The following is a 15,030-nucleotide window of genomic DNA, read 5'->3' on the forward strand; positions in this document are numbered from 1 at the left end:
CTCAGGGGCGGGTCAGGTCCGTGAAGCTGATCGCGTCGGATCGTGCCGTCAGGAGTCCTCGGATCCTCCGGTGAGCTTCCGGCGAGCCAGCACGCCCACGATCACCAGCAGGACCACCGCCACGGCGCCGAACACCACGATCATGACCGGGAACGGCTCGCCCTCGGCCTGTGGCTGCGGCGCTTCGGTCTTGGTCTGGAGCGGCTCGGCCGTGGAGGCGCCCGGGGCGGTCGCGGCGGAACCGGTGGTCACGACGTAGGTGAAGGTGTTCTCGATGGGATGCGAGTCCGAGGACACCACACGCCACTGCACCGTGTAGGTCCCGGCGGGTGCACCCGGCTTGAGTTTCTGGGTGACGACGTTGTCCAGGATGTCCACGCCGCCCTCGGCCCAGTTGGTCCCCGAGGCGTCCTTCACCACGATCTCGGAACCGATCGCGATGGGGTTGTTCGAGAACGTGAGCGTCACCTTCTCCGGCGCGGTCCCCACCTTCTGCTCGTTCTTCGGCGTGGTCCCCTCCAGGACGTCGTGAGCCGAGGCGGGTGCGGCGAACCCCAGCGTCAGCAGCGCCGCCCCGAGCAGTGCGACGACGGCGAGCCCGGCCCGGCGGACCGCCGCTCCCCAGGCGGCAGGTGAGAGGGTCCGCGCTGGGGTGGCCGTCGCCGTCGTGAACTGGGGCTGGCTGGGCATGAAGGGTCTCCTGAAGGGGTGTGGTCCGGGCGGCCGAAACGCCGCAGATTCCTACACCACCCTATTCCGCTTTTCAAGTGTTGCCCTGGGGGGAATATGATTTTCTCGGAAATCCCCAGCAAATTCCCTGGAAGGCATCCCCATGTTCAAAGCCGGTTCCGCACTGGACCGCTACTTCAAGATCTCCGAGCGTGGCTCCAGCTACTCCCGCGAGATCCGCGGCGGCTTCGCCACCTTCTTCGCCATGAGCTACATCGTGGTCCTCAACCCCCTCATCCTGTCCGGCAAGGACGCCAACGGCGACATCCTGGGCTTCACCAGCGTCGCCGCCGTCACCGCCTTCGTGGCGGGTGTCCTGACCATCCTCATGGGCGCCTGGGCCAAGCACCCCTTCGCCCTGGCCACCGGCCTGGGCGTGAACGCCTTCGTCGCCGTCACCATCGCCACGACTCCGGGCCTGGCCTGGCCCGACGTCATGGGTCTGGTGCTGCTCTCCGGCCTGACCATGATGGTGCTGGTGCTCACCGGCTTCCGGACCGCCGTGTTCAAGGCCGTCCCGGAAGGCCTCAAGACGGCGATCGTGGTGGGCATCGGCCTCTTCATCGCCCTGATCGGCCTGGTCAACGCCGGGTTCGTGCGCCGTATCCCGGACGTCGCCGGCACGACCGTGCCCGTGGGTCTGGGCTTCGACGGCAAGCTGCTCGGCTGGCCCACCCTGGTGTTCGTGTTCGGCCTGCTGCTGACCGTGGTGCTGCTGGTCCGCAAGGTCAAGGGCGCGATCCTGATCGGCATCATCGCCTCGACCGTGCTGTCCGTGATCCTCGAGTACACCCTGCACATCGGGCCGAGCTTCGACGGCAAGAACCACAACCCTGCGGGCTGGTCTCTCGTGGCCCCGCACTTCACCGAGTGGGGGCTGCCCGATCTCTCCCTGATCGGCAAGGCGAACCCCGTCGGCGCCTTCCAGCACATGGGCACGATCGCCGCCCTGCTCATGGCCTTCGTGATCCTCCTGTCCATCTTCTTCGACGCCATGGGCACCATGGTCGGCCTGGCCAACGAGGCCGGGAACGTCGATGAGAACGGCGAGATCCCGAACGTGGACCGCGTCCTGATCGTGGACGCCTTCGGCGCCATCGCCGGCGGCGGTTCCTCGGTGTCCTCGAACCAGATCTTCGTGGAGTCCGGCGCCGGCATCGCCGAGGGCGCCCGGACCGGCTTCGCCTCGATCGTCACGGGTCTGCTGCTGCTGGCCTCGATGTTCCTGACGCCGCTGATCAACCTGGTGCCGTTCGAGGCCGTGGCCCCCGCGCTCGTGGTGGTCGGCTTCATGATGGTCTCCCAGGTGTCCCGGATCGACTGGAGCGACTGGGGCATCGCGATCCCGGCGTTCCTGACCTTCACCCTCATGCCGTTCACGTACTCGATCGCGAACGGCCTGGGCGCCGGTTTCATCGCCTACGTGGTGCTGCGTTCCGCGCAAGGCCGCGCCAAGGAGGTCCACCCGCTCCTCTGGGTGGTCGCCGCCGCCTTCGTCCTGTTCTTCGGGATCGGCGTGATCGAACAGGTCCTCGGGGTCAAATAAGCTCACGCCTCCCCCTCCCCACGCGAGCCGCCAGTAGGCGCCCCTATCCGCCACGGATTCGGGCACCTACTGGCGGCTCGCGGTGTTGGGAGGGTGGTTCGGGGGCGTCGGGCGGGGAGTCCCGCGACAAAGCGTGGCCCGCAGCGGGCGTAGGGTGGAAAAGCCATGACAGTTGCCGAACAGCCCTTCAACTTCCGGTCCGTCGCACTCTCCGTCTACCTCCCGACGATCCTGTTCTCCACAGGTGAGGGCGCCGTGCTGCCCATGATCCCCGTCATGGCGCATGCGCTGGGAGCGTCCATCCCGCTCGCCGGCGTGATCGCCGCGATGGTGGTCGTCGGCGAACTCCTCGGGGACATCCCGGCCGGCTGGTTCGTGGCGCGGTTCGGGGAGCGCACCTCGATGATCGGCGCGGCAGGACTCGCCCTGACCGGCATCGCTCTCAGTCTGCTCGCGACGGCGCCGTGGACGCTCATGATCGGCGTGCTGCTGATCGGACTCGCCACGTCCGTGTTCGCCCTGGCACGGCACGCGTTCATGACGACCCGCGTCCCGCTGCGGTACCGGGCCCGGGCCCTCTCCGCGCTGGGTGGCATCTTCCGGGCCGGCTGGTTCATCGGCCCGCTCATCGCCGCGGCGGTCATCGCGGGCACGGGCACCCCGCAGGCCGCCTTCTGGATCTTCGCGATCGGGTGCGCGTCCGCCGTCGTCGCGCTGCTCGTGCTGCCGGACCCGGAGCAGCAGGTCGGCCCACCGCCGTCCGTCGCGGAGGCGGCGCCACGGCCCGGCCTCTTCCGCACGATCCACGCGAACCGCGCCATCCTCGTCCGGATGGGCTCCGGCGTGGCTCTCGTGGGAGCGACCCGCGCCGCGCGGATCACCCTCCTGCCCCTGTGGGCCCTCAGCATCGGCATGAGCGAGGCCCACACGGCGCTGGTGATCGGTCTCGCGGGCGGCCTGGAGTTCGCCCTCTTCTACACGAGCGGGCAGCTCATGGACCGGCGGGGCCGGCTGTGGAGCGTCATGCCGTGCATGGTCGGACTGGGCATCGGCTTCCTGGCGCTGGCCTTCCTCCACGACGTGCCCGGCCGTGAGGCCTGGTTCACCGCGGTCGCGTTCGTTCTGGGCGTCGCGAACGGGATGGGCAGCGGGATCGTCATGACGCTGGGCGCAGACCTCGCCCCGAAGGACAACCCCGCCGCCTTCCTCGGTGCCTGGAGGTTCTCCAGCGACGCCGGTCAGGCCGCGTCGCCCCTGCTGATCGCGGCGCTCGCCACGGTGTCGCTGTCGCTGGCGAGCGGCGTGATCGGCGTCCTCGCGCTCGTGGGCGCCGGGATCCTCGCCCGCTATATCCCCCGCTACATTCCGCACCGCCCGCACCGCTGACCGGTGCCGGCCTCGGCGCGACGCTCGGCTGCTCGCGAAACGCCAGTAGGCGCCCGTATCCGGCGTGGATACGGGCGCCTACTGGCGTTTCGGGGGTCAGAAGGCGAGCAGCACCTTGGACGACACCGAGGCGTCCGCCGCCGTGGCGAAACCCTCCAGCGCGTCGGCCGCCGGAACCACGTGAGTCACGATCCCGTCCGTCCGGAGACTGCCATCGCCGAGGGCCTCGAGGACCGCGTCGAACTCGCCGGCGAAACGGAACGATCCGGTCAGCGTGAGCTCCCGCGTGATCGCCGTCGCCATGGGCACTTCGATGTTTCCCGCGCGCTGCAGGCCGAGCATCACGACGGTCCCGCCGCGCACGGCCGCGGAGATGGCCGCTGAGAGTCCGGGCACCGTCCCGCTGGACTCGATCACGACGTCGGCGTGCAGCTGGGCGATCGCCTCCGCGTCCCGCGCATCCAGGGTCCGCGCCCCGTGCTGTTCCGCGATGGCCCGCGGGACGTCGAACAGGTCGGTCGCGATGACCTCGGAGGCGCCATGGTGGAACGCGGCGGCGATCACGAGCTGCCCGATGGGCCCTGCACCGATCACCGCCACCCGCTTGCCACGGACGTCACCGGCCCGCTCCAGGCCGTGCCAGGCGACGGCGGCCGGTTCGGCCAGGGCCGCCACCTCGAGCGACAGCCCGTCCGGGACAGCGTGCAGCATGCGGGCCGGCAGGGCGACACGACGGGCGAAGGCGCCCTGCGTGTGCGGGAGGTGCATGGCCGAGCCGAGATAAGTGGAGGCGGGGGCCAGGTTCGGGCGGTCCTCCGGGTACGGGGTGACGCCGTCGCCGTGCGGGCTCAGCGGGTGAGCGGCCACGCGGGTTCCGGCCGTCGGGCCCGAACCGTCCGCCGCGGCCTGCACCACCGTCCCGGACACCTCGTGGCCCAGGATCATGGGTTCGCGCAGGATCGACGCCCCGGCCGCGCCGTGCTTCCAGTAGTGCAGATCGGATCCGCAGACCCCGCCGAAGGCGATCTCGACCACGGCCTCGTCCGCCGCAGGGACGGGTTCCGGCAGCGCCTCGATGCGCAGGTCCTCGGCGGCGTGGGCCACCACTCCCAGGTTCTCAGTCATGTTCTTTCCAATCGTCGGGATGGCACCCAGCTGAAACAGCGGTTTTCCGTCGAAACAGCGAGCACAACACACTGTTTCGACGGAAAACCACTGTTTCAGCTGGGTCCCGGGGTGTTTCGAGCGGATCCGGGAGTGTTTCGGCCGGACGCCCGCGGAGAGGATCCAGCCGGAAGGGACTCAGCCGGTCTGGGTGGTCAGGACCATGCCCGCCACCTCGATCTCCACGAACGCCCCCGGCTCCACGCTGAAGTTGGAACGCGGGGCGCCCGTCATGATCACGTCGCCCGGGCCGAGCCGCAGCCAGTGGGTCACGTAGACGAGACACTCCCGGATCGAGGCGGGCAGGTCCCAGGTACCCGTGGACACCCGTTCCACCCCGTCGATCCGGACCGTCATCGGCACCTCGTCGATGCCGGCCTCGGTATCGATCCACGGACCCAGCGGGGTGTACCCGGCGCCGCCCTTGCCCTCGAAGTTCCGGGGGTCCAGGACGGCGCGGTCGGGGCTGGACACGTCGTTCACGGCCGTCACGCCCAGGACGTACTCGTGGGCGTTCTCCGCCGTCAGACCGTCGGTGTCCTTGCCGATGACGACGGCGATCTCACCTTCGATCGCAGGAACCCCGGCGTCACGGCGCAGCATCACGGGCGTCCCGCTCGCCACGACGGTCCGGGGACTCTTGAGCCAGGCCTGCACCGGACTGTGGTGCTCCGGGCCGTTCTGGGCGATGCCGATCACCAGGGGCGGTTCGCACGGAGGCAGGAACGCCCCGGTCACCGTCCCACCGGGAAGGTCCGCGGGAGCCTCACCGCGCGCGAAGGCGGCGAAGGGATCCTCGACCGGCACCCAGGTGTCGCCCTCGGCACGGACCCAGCGGGCGGCGCCGTCGTGCGGCGAAGACGGGGCGGCCAGGCGGGCGAGCCGCATCAGACGACCGCCGTCATGCCGCCGTCGACGAACAGCGTCTGGCCGTTGACGAAGTCGCTGGCGGAGCTCGCCAGGAAGACGAGCGCGCCCACGAGGTCCTTCGTGTCTCCCCAGCGGCCGGCGGGGGTGCGCCCGCGGACCCAGGAGGAGAACTTCTCGTCGTCGACGAGGGCCTGCGTGAGTTCGGTGGCGAAGTAGCCGGGGGCGATCGCGTTGGCCTGGATGCCGAGCGGCGCGAGGTCCGCGCAGAGGCCCTTGGTCAGCATCACGATGGCGCCCTTGGTGGCCGAGTACGGCGCGATGCCCGGCCGTGCCAGCTGGCTCTGCACGCTGCCGATCTGGATGAGCTTGCCGCTCCCCCGCTCCACCATGCCGCGGCTGACGCGCCGGGACAGGTAGAAGGCGCTGGAGAGATTGGTCGCGAGCAGGGCGTCCCAGTCCTCGTCGCTGAACTCGCCGATCGGCGACCGGCGCTGGATGCCCGCGTTGTTCACGAGGATGTCCGGCGTGCCGAGATCGGCCTCCAGTTCCGCGATGCCGGCGTCGACGGCGGCGGCGTCGGTCACGTCGAAGGTCACGCTGCGCGTCGTGGCGCCGGTGGCCGCGGCGATCTCCTGCGCGGCTCGGGCGGCCTTCGCCGCGTCGCGTCCGTGGACGACCACGGTGGCGCCCGCCGCGGCGAGCCCCTCCGCGAGGGTCCGGCCGATGCCCTGACTGGATCCGGTCACGAGGGCCGTCCGGCCCTCCAGGCTGAAAGCGGAGATTCCTGTGGGAGTGCTCATGCCTCAACCCTTACCAGGCGCTGGGTGGTGGCTTCCACACCGTCGCCGGCCTCGTTGCGGGAGACCTTGACGGCGTCGTCGGTGCGGAGAAGGTCACGGCGCAGCGTCTCGGGGACCAGGAAGGTGGAGCAGGTGGTGATGAGGGCGAGAGTCGCCATGTACACGGCGAGCAGGAGCCAGTTCCCGTTGCTCACGGCGATGATGTAGGCGCCCAGCACACCGGCGAGGCCGCCGGCCAGCACCGCCGAGATCTCGCGGGCCATGGCCACACCCAGGTAGCGGTGCTTGTTGCCGAACAGCTCGGGGAGCATGGCGCACTGCGGACCGAGCATGGTGTTCACGGCGACGCCGATGCCCACCGCGACGACGGCCACGGCCAGTGCGTGGTTGCCGAGGGACAGGAGCCACCAGGCCGGGAACGAGTACAACAGCATGAAGACGGCGCCGAAGCGGTAGACGGTGCGGCGGCCGAAGCGGTCGGACAGCGCGCCGGCGAACGGCACGGAGAACACGCCGATGAGCGAGCCGAGGGTGACGCCCCAGGCCAGCAGGCCCTTGTCCGCGTTCTTGCCGACCACGGAGACGAAGAAGCTCAGAGCCAGCGTCTGGAACATGTAGGAGCCGCCGTTCTCGGCCATGCGCAGGCCGATGCCCACGATCACACCGGGTAGGCCCTTGGTGAAGATCTCCTTGACGGGCTTGTCCTGCACCTGCTCGTGCTTCTCCAGCTCGACGAAGGTGGGGGTCTCACGGAGCTTGGTGCGGATGAGGATGGCGACGATGATCAGCACGAAGGACATCAGGAACGGCACACGCCAGCCCCAGGTCATGAGCTGGTCCTTGGGCAGCAGCGAGATGGCGCTGAAGACCAGACCGGCGAGCAGCGTGCCCGCCTGGATGCCGATGAACGGCAGGGCGGAGAAGAACCCGCGGCGCTTGACCGGCGCGTACTCGGCCATCAGGACGGTGGAACCCGCCTGCTCGGCGCCGGCGCCGAAGCCCTGCAGCAGACGCAGCGTCACCAGCAGGATCGGGGCCCAGATGCCGATGGCGTCATACGTGGGCAGGAGCCCGATGGCCGTGGAAGCGCCGCCCATGAGGAGGATGGTCACCACCAGGACCCACTTGCGGCCGAGCCGGTCGCCGAGGCGCCCGAAGAACAGGCCGCCGAACGGCCGCGCCAGGAAGCCGACGCCGTAGGTGGCGAAGGCTGCGACGGTCGCCATGGCCGGATCACCCTGCGGGAAGAACAGCAGGTTGAAGATCAGGGCCGTGGACAGACCGTAGAGGGCGAAATCGAAGTATTCGAGGGCGCTTCCGACGCTGGAGGCCAGGGTGGCGCGCTGGAGGTTCTTGGCGTACTCCGGGTCCGAAGACCCAGGATGCTGGACCGAGTCCTGAGTGGTCACTGCCATCTCCTTTGATTGGCTGAAACGTGGTTGCCGGCGCGTCGATGCGCTGCGGCCTGTGATCGAGATTACCAACCCTTTGAACTCGGTTCAATACTTTGAACAGAATTTGTGTGGCCGATGCCACAGGGGCGTTCACAAAGGAGATGGTGGGGTAGCTCGGCGGCAAAGCGCCGGTGAGCACGGCGACGGCGAGCGGCAGGGCGGCGAGCGGCGCGGCGCTGGGGGCGACGCCGTCGTCGCGCCGGTCGATGCTGTGATGCGCCGGCGAATGCGCCGACCTCGCTACCAAACGGCCGAACTCGCGACGCGGGGTAGCGAGATTGGCCCTTCGACAGCGAGGTCAGAGGCCGGCGGGCGACCCGGAACCGCGAGTGGAACTCCGCCTACTTCCGGGCCGAGGCGCCCAGGGGGTTCGTGAGGCGGCGTGCCGCGTCCTTGAGGGCGTCCGCGACGCGCTCGATGTGCTCCGGGGTCGCCCGGGCCTCCTGGATGGCCACACCCAGGGCGAGGGGCGGATCCCCCGGGGCCCAGCCCTCGAGCGGCACCGCGACGCCGTACAGACCCTGCATACCCTCGCCGGGATCGAGGGCGTACCCGCGAGCCCGCGCGGCGGCGAGCTTCTCCAGCAGGTCCGGCATCTCCCGGACGCTGTTCTCGGAGGCGCGCGGGAACGGCACCTGATCGGCCATGATCTCCTCCACACGGGAGTCGTCCATGACCATCAGCAGGGCGTTGCCCGTGGCGCTGAACGCCGCGTGGATCCGGGAGCCCAGCGGCGTGCCGAACCGGACCGTCCGGGAGCCCTCATGACGGGCCAGGTAGAGGGCGTCGTGGTCGTCCAGCATCGCCACCTGCACCACCTCGTGACGCAGCACCGGCGACGCCTCGCAGACCGCGTAGAACTCACGGATCTGGTTGAACTGGGCGGCGAAGGCCCCTCCCAGCTCCGCGTTGCGGCGGCCCAGCTGGTACCCCGCGGGGACCCGCTGGATCATGCCGCCGTCCTCCAGCGCGAGGCACAGGTTCATGGTGGAGGACTTGGCGAGCCCGAGCGCCGTCGCGATCTCCGTCAGCGTCTGCGGGCCGTCGGCATCGGCGAGCACGCCCAGGATCTTCAGGCTGCGGGTGACGGCCGGCGCAGGATCGCGCGCCACGCGGTCCGGAACGTCGACGGCGGCGGGCTCGGCCATGGAGGTCTCCCTTGAACGGTGGTCAGGACGCGGTGGTCGGGGTGCTGATGCCGCGGGAACCCTCAGTAGAACTCCACGGTGTTGACCACATTACGCAATGGCCGCCCGTCCAGCAGCCGCGTGGCGTTCTCGGCGAAGAGGCGCGCGATCCGCTCCTCCTCCTTGGAGTTCAGCGCCGCGGTGTGCGGGCTGACGAGCACATCGTCACGGCTCCACAGCGGCGAATCGGCCGGCAAGGGCTCCACCTCGAAGACATCCAGAGCAGCGAAGGACACGCGGCCGGCTTCGAGGGCAGCCAGCAGAGCCTCCTCGTCGATGACCGTGCCGCGGCCGACGTTGCTGACGATCGCGCCCGGCTTGATGTTCCCGAGGACCTCGTGGCCCACGAGGTGATGCGTCTGCTCGGTGCCGGGAAGGGTGACGACCAGGGCGTCCGCCTCGGCCGCGGCCTGCGCCAGCTCCTCGACCGGAATGAGACGGTCGACGCCCTCGACGGGCTCGCCGCTGCGAGTGGTCCCCCACACGGTCGCGCCCAGGGCCTTGAAGCGGCGCGCGCACTCGGCGCCGATCCCGCCGAGCCCGACCACGAGCACGGTCATCTCGTCGAGCTGCTTCATCTCCCAGCGGTCGCTCCACTCGCGGTCACGCTGCTGCGCCTGGAGACGCGGCAGCGACTTGGCGCCCGCGAGGACGCCGAACACCGCGAATTCGGCGAGCGGGCCGCCGTGGACGCCGGCCGACGTCGTGAAGGTGATCCGCTCGAGCGCCTCAGAGGAGAGGTCGGCCGCTTTGACCTGGCTGCCGCCGCCGGCCGCCGTGGTGTGGACCCAGCGGAGGTCCGGGTTGGCGGCGACGGTGCGCGTCAGGGCCGCGGCGTCGACGTCGGGGATGCCGAAGAGGAACTCGGCGGAGTCGACGAGCTGCTCGAAGGCGCGCTGCTCCTCGTCGGAGCGGACGTGATCGGGGTCGCCGGACCAGTCGGCCGCGCCGCGCATGGGGTGGTACAGCTCGTGCTGCCGGATCACGTCGAGGCGCGGCTCCAGACGCTCGATCAGCTGGCAGTGCTCTTCGGAGAGCGGGACCGCGACGACGGCGCGGGCTTTCTCAGACATGGTGTCCCCTTCTTTGCGGCAGTCCGGACGTCGCCCCGTGACGGGGCACACAACTTCTCCAAGGGTAGCGCGAATTCAACCAGTTGAACACTGTTCGAAATATTGGATTTGCCTTAAGCTGGCCTCATGACCCACACGACACTCGGCATCATCGGGCTCGGCGCCATGGGGGCGCCCATGGCCCGGCACCTGCTCGACATCCATGGAAGCCTGACGATCACCGCCCGCCGCCCACAACCGGACCTCGTGGAGGCCGGCGCCACCTGGGCGGAGACGCCGCGCGAACTCGCCGCGTCGGTCGACGCCCTCCTGGTCATGCTCCCAGATCTCCCCCAGCTGGAGGAAGTCCTGTCCGGCGACGACGGCCTCCTCGCCGGCATCCGGGACAGCGGATTGCTGCTGTTGATCGGCTCCACCAGCTCCGCGACCGGCGTCCGCGCCCTGGCCGAACGCCTGAGCGCGGAGACCGACGGGCGCGTCCGCGTCGTCGACTGCCCCGTCTCCGGCGGCGAGGACGGCGCGAAGGCCGCCACGCTCTCGATCATGCTCGGCGGCGCCGACGACGAGGCGTCCCTGGCCACGGAGCTGCTCGCCCCCTGCGGCAACCCGGTGCACCTGGGGCCGCTCGGCGCGGGACAGGTCGCCAAGGCCTGCAATCAGATGGTGGTCTCCGCGACGATCCTCGCGCTCGGCGAGGCCACGGTCCTGGCCGACCGCTCGGGCATCGACCTCGACAAGATGTGGGGGCTGCTCGCCGGAGGGTATGCGGGGTCCCGGCTGCTCGACTCGCGCCGGGAAAAACTCGTCACCGGTGACGACTCCCCGTCCGGCGTCGCGAAGTACATGGTGAAGGACCTCGCCTCCGCCGCCGAGATCGCCGACGCGACCGGAACCCGCCCGGTCCTCCTGCCGACCCTGCGCGCGGCGTTCGACGAGATCGTGGAATCCGGCCTGGGCGACCAGGACATCGCGGTGAGCCGGAGGTTCGTCGCGGAGCGCTGAGACCGCCCGCCTGAGTTGTGTGCTCAGTTGTTGCGGGTGTTCGGGCGCAGAACCCGCAACTACTGAGCACGCAAGTGGTGAGGCGGGCCGGGGCTCGGAACGCTGAGGCCCGAGGCGGCGCGGCACTTGTATCTCCCGACTGGTACAAGCAGAATGGCCTTGTACCAGTCTGCGGATACAAGGGGGATGTCATGTACTGGGTGTTCTTACTCGCCGGGGCAGCACTGACGCAGTTCGCGTATTGGGTGGAGAAGCGGCCGCATCCCCGATCACACTTTCGTTCCATGGCTCTTGCCGCGGCGGGCGATCTCAGCATGGTGACTGCGATCGCCTGGATTTTCACGACGTCCATGCCCACCTGGCACGGTCTCCCCCTCGCCTGTGCACCGGGGCTGGCAGCGATCTTGATGCTGATGGATCTGGGCATGCGGTCTCGGGATAAGGGCGCGATGCCCGCGGTTCGTTCGGCCAGCCTCACTCCCCGGCCTCCGGTCGCAACGCTCACGCCGGAGCGCTTCATCCGGCTCGTGCTCCTGGGCACGGTGATCATCGTCGGCTCCATCATTCTCGGACAAGGTTCGTCGGCTGCCGAGGATGGTCTCTTCACGGCCTACACGTACGTGTCGAGCCAGGGTCCGGTGATCGTTCAGCCCTATCCAGGCTGGCTGTTCGCCTTCAGCTTGATCGGATTGCTTCCGCTTCTCTATCTCAGTTCCTGGCTCGCTGCGCGCCGAGTCAACCTGCTCCCAGTGCTCTTCACTGATCCGACGCATGACTTCGTCTGGCGCGGTCGGCTCGGCGAACTCGTTCTGCGGATCCTCGAGGCTGGTCTTCTGTCCGAGATCGGCGTCCTGCTCTGGATGCTCGGGCCACTGTTCAGGACCATCGGAGCCGACGGCGGCACATTTTTCGGGGCACCGGCAGACATGTGCGGCACGGCCCTCCAAGGCGTGGCGGTGATTCTCTGGACGGTCGCTGCACTCCGGGTAGTCCACCAGACCGTCAGGGTTCGCTCCGCCATCCTGCCCCAACCCGCGCTTCAGGCGGCTTAGATGCTCATCACCATCGACGTCACGAGTCCCGTGCCCGTCTTCGAGCAGCTCCGGGAGCAAATCGCGGCCCAGATCATGCTCGGAGCGCTGCCCGTCGGGGAGCGCCTGCCTCCGATCCGGCAGCTCGCCTCCGATCTGGCCCTCTCACCCGGCACGGTGGCCCGCAGCTATGCCGCCCTCGAGGCCGCGGGCATGATCGTGACGATGCGCGGGCAGGGCACCCGGGTCGCGCCGCGGGACCGGGTCGTCGACGCGGACCTGCACAGCGCCGCGGACGCGTATCTCCAGGCCGGCCGGAAGTCCGGGCTGGGCCTCAACGAGCTCATCGCCCTGCTGCGGGCACGGCACCGCTGAAGCACCCCCTTCACGGTTTGCGTGCTCAGTAGATGCGGGTTCAAGGCTGGAACACTCGCATCTACTGAGCACGCAAGAGGAGCGGGGGCGGCGCAGGGACCCGCTAACACCCTCTGTCCGGGACCCCGGACACGCTCCACCGGGATCCTCTCGGCTTCCGGGCCGGAACCAGATGGAATGGAACCATGACCCTGCGCGCACCCTCCGTCGACGTCCCGCCTCAGCCCTGGACCGGTCGCCACGATGGCGACGGTCCCGAGCACGCCCGCCACTGGCAGCGCGTGCACGCCTTGCCTGCCACGGCCGACGCGGGCACCGCGGTCGGCGGTGCGGCGAGCGCGGGGCGGCCCGCCGTCGTCGTCGGGTTCGCGAGTGACGCCGGGGTGGCCCGTAACAAGGGCCGCGTCGGAGCCGCCGCGGGGCCCGCCGCGATCCGCGCCGCGCTCGGCCCGCTCGCCGTGCACGACGGGCGCGTGCTCGCCGACGCGGGAGATATCCGTGTGGAGGGCGACCGGCTGGAGGACGGGCAGGCGCGGTTCGGCGCCGCGGTCGCGCAGCTGATCGACGACGGCGCGCTGACGGTAGGCCTCGGCGGCGGTCACGAGATCGCATACGCCAGCTACCGGGGCGTCGCCGGAAGCGCGAAGGTCACCGGGGGCGCGCGCTGGGGCGTGCTGAACCTGGACGCCCACTTCGACCTCCGGGATGAGGAGAACCCCAGCTCCGGCACCCCGTTCCTGCAGATGGCCCACGAGGAGAAGGCCCTGGGCCGGGAACTGCACTACGCCGTGCTGGGCATCAGCCGGCCGAACAACACCCGCGTGCTCTTCGACGAAGCCGACAGCCTGGGCGTGACGTATCTCCTCGACGAGGACTGCTCACGGGAGGCGACGGAGGCTTTCGTCCGTGAGTTCGTGGACGGCCTGGACGTCGTCTACCTGACGATCGACCTGGACGTGCTGCCCGCCGCCGTCGCGCCCGGAGTCAGCGCCCCCGCCGCCTACGGGGTGCCGCTGGAGATCATCAACGCCGTCTGCCGTCAGGTCGCCGCCAGCGGGAAGCTCCTGCACGTGGATGTCGCCGAGCTCAACCCCGGTTTCGACATCGACGGCCGCACCGCGAAGGTCGCCGCACGCCTGCTCGACACGATCCTGGGCGCGGCGCTCACGAGCTGACGTCACCGGCTGCCGGGGCTTGCGGCGTCGCCTCCGGCGGCGGTGCCGACGACGGCGAGGTGGTGGCGGGGCGGTTCGCGTCGTCCTCCGCCACCGTGAAGTTCCGCGCGGCGAACGCCCCGGAGACCGTGGTGGCGGCGATGGTCAGAAGCGCCCCGAGGATGAGGGCACTCGCCTCTCCGGGCGCGAGCAGATGGTTCTGCGTGCCGATGGTCGCGGCGGCCACGGGAACCCCGAGCTGCGCGCAGGCCAGGACGGCGAGCGGCAGCGGCGCACCGAGGAACCGTCCGACCGCATGGCTCAGGACCGCCCCGAAACCCAGTGCGACGCCCAGCCCGATCATCGCCGGATTCACCGCCAGCTCCCGCATGTTGAGGGACGCACCGAGCCACACGAAGAACAGCGGCCCCAGGAATCCCTCGGTGATCGCGAAGAGCTGCCGCGCGAGCCGCCGCGGCTCCCCCACCGCCGACACCGCCAGGCCGAAACTGAAGCCGGCGAGCATGATCGAGACGTGCGTCAACGTGGCCAGCGCCGCGAGGGCGAACAGCACCGCCAGCTGCACCCTCAACTCCACCGCGAACAGCCGGTCCTCGGACACCGTGTGGATGCGGCGCCGGATCCCGCTCCGCTCCCCCTGCCGCAGGACGAAGAACAGCACGACGGCGCACGCCCCCACCGCGAGCGCGCCCAGCGCCGCGCGGGGTGCGTGAGCCGGGTCGATGGCCAGCGGCAGCGCCACGATGGCGGCCGTGTCCGCGAGGGCGACGGCCGCGATGGTCTGGAGCACCTGGGGACCCCCGAGCCGCAGGCCGTCCACGATCGGCAGGACCAGCGCCGCCGAACTCGAGGCGAGCAGCACGGCGTACAGCGGGGCGTGGGCGAGCCCGAAGAGGGCGGCGATGCCGAGCCCCAGGAGCACCGACACCACCGCCGTCACCCCGAAACGGATGGCGCCCCGGCCCAGCGCTCTGCGGATCCGGGCGTCCCGCACGGGGACGTGGGTTCCGGCCACGAACATGATGAGCGCGAATCCCAAGTCCGCGAGGAACGTGAACGTCTCGTCCGACGCGTCGACCAGCCCGAACCCGGTCCGGCCGATCACCAGGCCGGCCACGAGCTCCCCGAGCACCAGGGGCAGATGCCACCTCCGGGGCAGCGCGAGGAGCGGGCCGAGCAGGGCCACGAGCACCACCAGCGACAACGCAGGAAATCCCATGGGGCAACTGTAGGCCGCC

The 15,030-nt window shown here is 70.0% G+C and carries 14 protein-coding genes; 6 read left to right on the plus strand and 8 right to left on the minus strand.

All coding sequences use genetic code 11. The features are described from left to right. Nucleotides 1-48 precede the first annotated feature (48 nt). Nucleotides 49-690, minus strand: coding sequence for a copper resistance CopC family protein (locus tag BLV63_RS00785; protein ID WP_082724307.1), 642 nt, complete (start codon nt 688-690; stop codon nt 49-51). Nucleotides 691-832: 142 nt separating this feature from the next. Between BLV63_RS00785 and BLV63_RS00790 the strand changes: the two genes are divergently transcribed. Both BLV63_RS00790 and BLV63_RS00795 read left to right on the plus strand, forming a co-directional pair. Further along, nucleotides 833-2,275, plus strand: coding sequence for an NCS2 family permease (locus tag BLV63_RS00790; protein WP_066217068.1), 1,443 nt, complete (start codon nt 833-835; stop codon nt 2,273-2,275). A 165-nt stretch (nt 2,276-2,440) separates the two neighbouring features. Continuing rightward, entirely contained in the window at nt 2,441-3,661 is a 1,221-nt protein-coding gene (locus tag BLV63_RS00795; RefSeq protein WP_066217063.1) for an MFS transporter, read from the plus strand. 96 nt (nt 3,662-3,757) lie between these two features. Here the strand turns inward: BLV63_RS00795 and BLV63_RS00800 are convergent, their stop codons facing one another. The 6 genes from BLV63_RS00800 to BLV63_RS00825 form a co-directional block, all read right to left on the minus strand. Next, nucleotides 3,758-4,786: a zinc-binding dehydrogenase gene (locus tag BLV63_RS00800; protein WP_066217060.1), complete on the minus strand. Its 1,029-nt coding sequence runs from the start codon at nt 4,784-4,786 to the stop codon at nt 3,758-3,760. A gap of 177 nt (nt 4,787-4,963) precedes the next feature. Then, a complete protein-coding gene (locus BLV63_RS00805; RefSeq protein ID WP_066217058.1) occupies nt 4,964-5,713 on the minus strand; it encodes a fumarylacetoacetate hydrolase family protein in 750 nt (249 codons plus the stop codon). After that, entirely contained in the window at nt 5,713-6,495 is a 783-nt protein-coding gene (locus BLV63_RS00810; protein WP_066217055.1) for an SDR family oxidoreductase, read from the minus strand. The genes BLV63_RS00805 and BLV63_RS00810 overlap by 1 nt, the downstream gene beginning before the upstream one ends. Beyond that, entirely contained in the window at nt 6,492-7,910 is a 1,419-nt protein-coding gene (locus tag BLV63_RS00815) for an MFS transporter (protein WP_066217053.1), read from the minus strand. The genes BLV63_RS00810 and BLV63_RS00815 overlap by 4 nt, the downstream gene beginning before the upstream one ends. 380 nt (nt 7,911-8,290) lie before the next feature. Continuing rightward, nucleotides 8,291-9,097 carry an IclR family transcriptional regulator gene (locus tag BLV63_RS00820; RefSeq protein WP_066217050.1) on the minus strand — a complete coding sequence of 269 codons (807 nt, stop codon included), beginning with the start codon at nt 9,095-9,097 and terminating at the stop codon, nt 8,291-8,293. Nucleotides 9,098-9,159: 62 nt separating this feature from the next. After that, a complete protein-coding gene (locus BLV63_RS00825; RefSeq protein WP_066217048.1) occupies nt 9,160-10,209 on the minus strand; it encodes a D-2-hydroxyacid dehydrogenase in 1,050 nt (349 codons plus the stop codon). A gap of 126 nt (nt 10,210-10,335) precedes the next feature. Between BLV63_RS00825 and BLV63_RS00830 the strand changes: the two genes are divergently transcribed. The 4 genes from BLV63_RS00830 (at nt 10,336) to hutG (ending at nt 13,792) form a co-directional block, all read left to right on the plus strand. Beyond that, on the plus strand, nt 10,336-11,211 hold the full coding sequence (locus tag BLV63_RS00830; RefSeq protein ID WP_066217045.1) for an NAD(P)-dependent oxidoreductase: 876 nt from the start codon (nt 10,336-10,338) through the stop codon (nt 11,209-11,211). Nucleotides 11,212-11,402: 191 nt separating this feature from the next. Then, complete coding sequence (locus tag BLV63_RS00835) at nt 11,403-12,263, plus strand: hypothetical protein (protein WP_074783902.1); 861 nt, start codon at nt 11,403-11,405, stop codon at nt 12,261-12,263. After that, entirely contained in the window at nt 12,264-12,617 is a 354-nt protein-coding gene (locus tag BLV63_RS00840; protein ID WP_066217040.1) for a GntR family transcriptional regulator, read from the plus strand. Nucleotides 12,618-12,802: 185 nt separating this feature from the next. Further along, the gene (gene hutG, locus BLV63_RS00845; RefSeq protein ID WP_066217037.1) at nt 12,803-13,792 is read left to right on the plus strand and encodes a formimidoylglutamase; all 990 of its coding nucleotides are present in this window, start codon (nt 12,803-12,805) and stop codon (nt 13,790-13,792) included. Here hutG and BLV63_RS00850 read toward each other — a convergent pair. After that, nucleotides 13,782-15,011, minus strand: coding sequence for a cation:proton antiporter (locus tag BLV63_RS00850; protein WP_082724306.1), 1,230 nt, complete (start codon nt 15,009-15,011; stop codon nt 13,782-13,784). The two genes, hutG and BLV63_RS00850, sit on opposite strands and share 11 nt — an antisense overlap. Between the last annotated feature and the right edge of the window lie 19 nt (nt 15,012-15,030).

Source organism: Arthrobacter woluwensis (assembly GCF_900105345.1).
GTDB classification, from domain to species: Bacteria; Actinomycetota; Actinomycetes; order Actinomycetales; family Micrococcaceae; genus Arthrobacter_E; species Arthrobacter_E woluwensis.

Excerpts from the sequence above, each read along its gene's own strand:
- BLV63_RS00785 (WP_082724307.1), bottom strand. The coding sequence starts at position 690 with ATGCCCAGCCAGCCCCAGTTCACGACGGCGACGGCCACCCCAGCGCGG.
- BLV63_RS00790 (WP_066217068.1), top strand. The coding sequence starts at position 833 with ATGTTCAAAGCCGGTTCCGCACTGGACCGCTACTTCAAGATCTCCGAG.
- BLV63_RS00795 (WP_066217063.1), top strand. The coding sequence starts at position 2,441 with ATGACAGTTGCCGAACAGCCCTTCAACTTCCGGTCCGTCGCACTCTCC.
- BLV63_RS00800 (WP_066217060.1), bottom strand. The coding sequence starts at position 4,786 with ATGACTGAGAACCTGGGAGTGGTGGCCCACGCCGCCGAGGACCTGCGC.
- BLV63_RS00805 (WP_066217058.1), bottom strand. The coding sequence starts at position 5,713 with ATGCGGCTCGCCCGCCTGGCCGCCCCGTCTTCGCCGCACGACGGCGCC.
- BLV63_RS00810 (WP_066217055.1), bottom strand. The coding sequence starts at position 6,495 with ATGAGCACTCCCACAGGAATCTCCGCTTTCAGCCTGGAGGGCCGGACG.
- BLV63_RS00815 (WP_066217053.1), bottom strand. The coding sequence starts at position 7,910 with ATGGCAGTGACCACTCAGGACTCGGTCCAGCATCCTGGGTCTTCGGAC.
- BLV63_RS00820 (WP_066217050.1), bottom strand. The coding sequence starts at position 9,097 with ATGGCCGAGCCCGCCGCCGTCGACGTTCCGGACCGCGTGGCGCGCGAT.
- BLV63_RS00825 (WP_066217048.1), bottom strand. The coding sequence starts at position 10,209 with ATGTCTGAGAAAGCCCGCGCCGTCGTCGCGGTCCCGCTCTCCGAAGAG.
- BLV63_RS00830 (WP_066217045.1), top strand. The coding sequence starts at position 10,336 with ATGACCCACACGACACTCGGCATCATCGGGCTCGGCGCCATGGGGGCG.
- BLV63_RS00835 (WP_074783902.1), top strand. The coding sequence starts at position 11,403 with ATGTACTGGGTGTTCTTACTCGCCGGGGCAGCACTGACGCAGTTCGCG.
- BLV63_RS00840 (WP_066217040.1), top strand. The coding sequence starts at position 12,264 with ATGCTCATCACCATCGACGTCACGAGTCCCGTGCCCGTCTTCGAGCAG.
- hutG (WP_066217037.1), top strand. The coding sequence starts at position 12,803 with ATGACCCTGCGCGCACCCTCCGTCGACGTCCCGCCTCAGCCCTGGACC.
- BLV63_RS00850 (WP_082724306.1), bottom strand. The coding sequence starts at position 15,011 with ATGGGATTTCCTGCGTTGTCGCTGGTGGTGCTCGTGGCCCTGCTCGGC.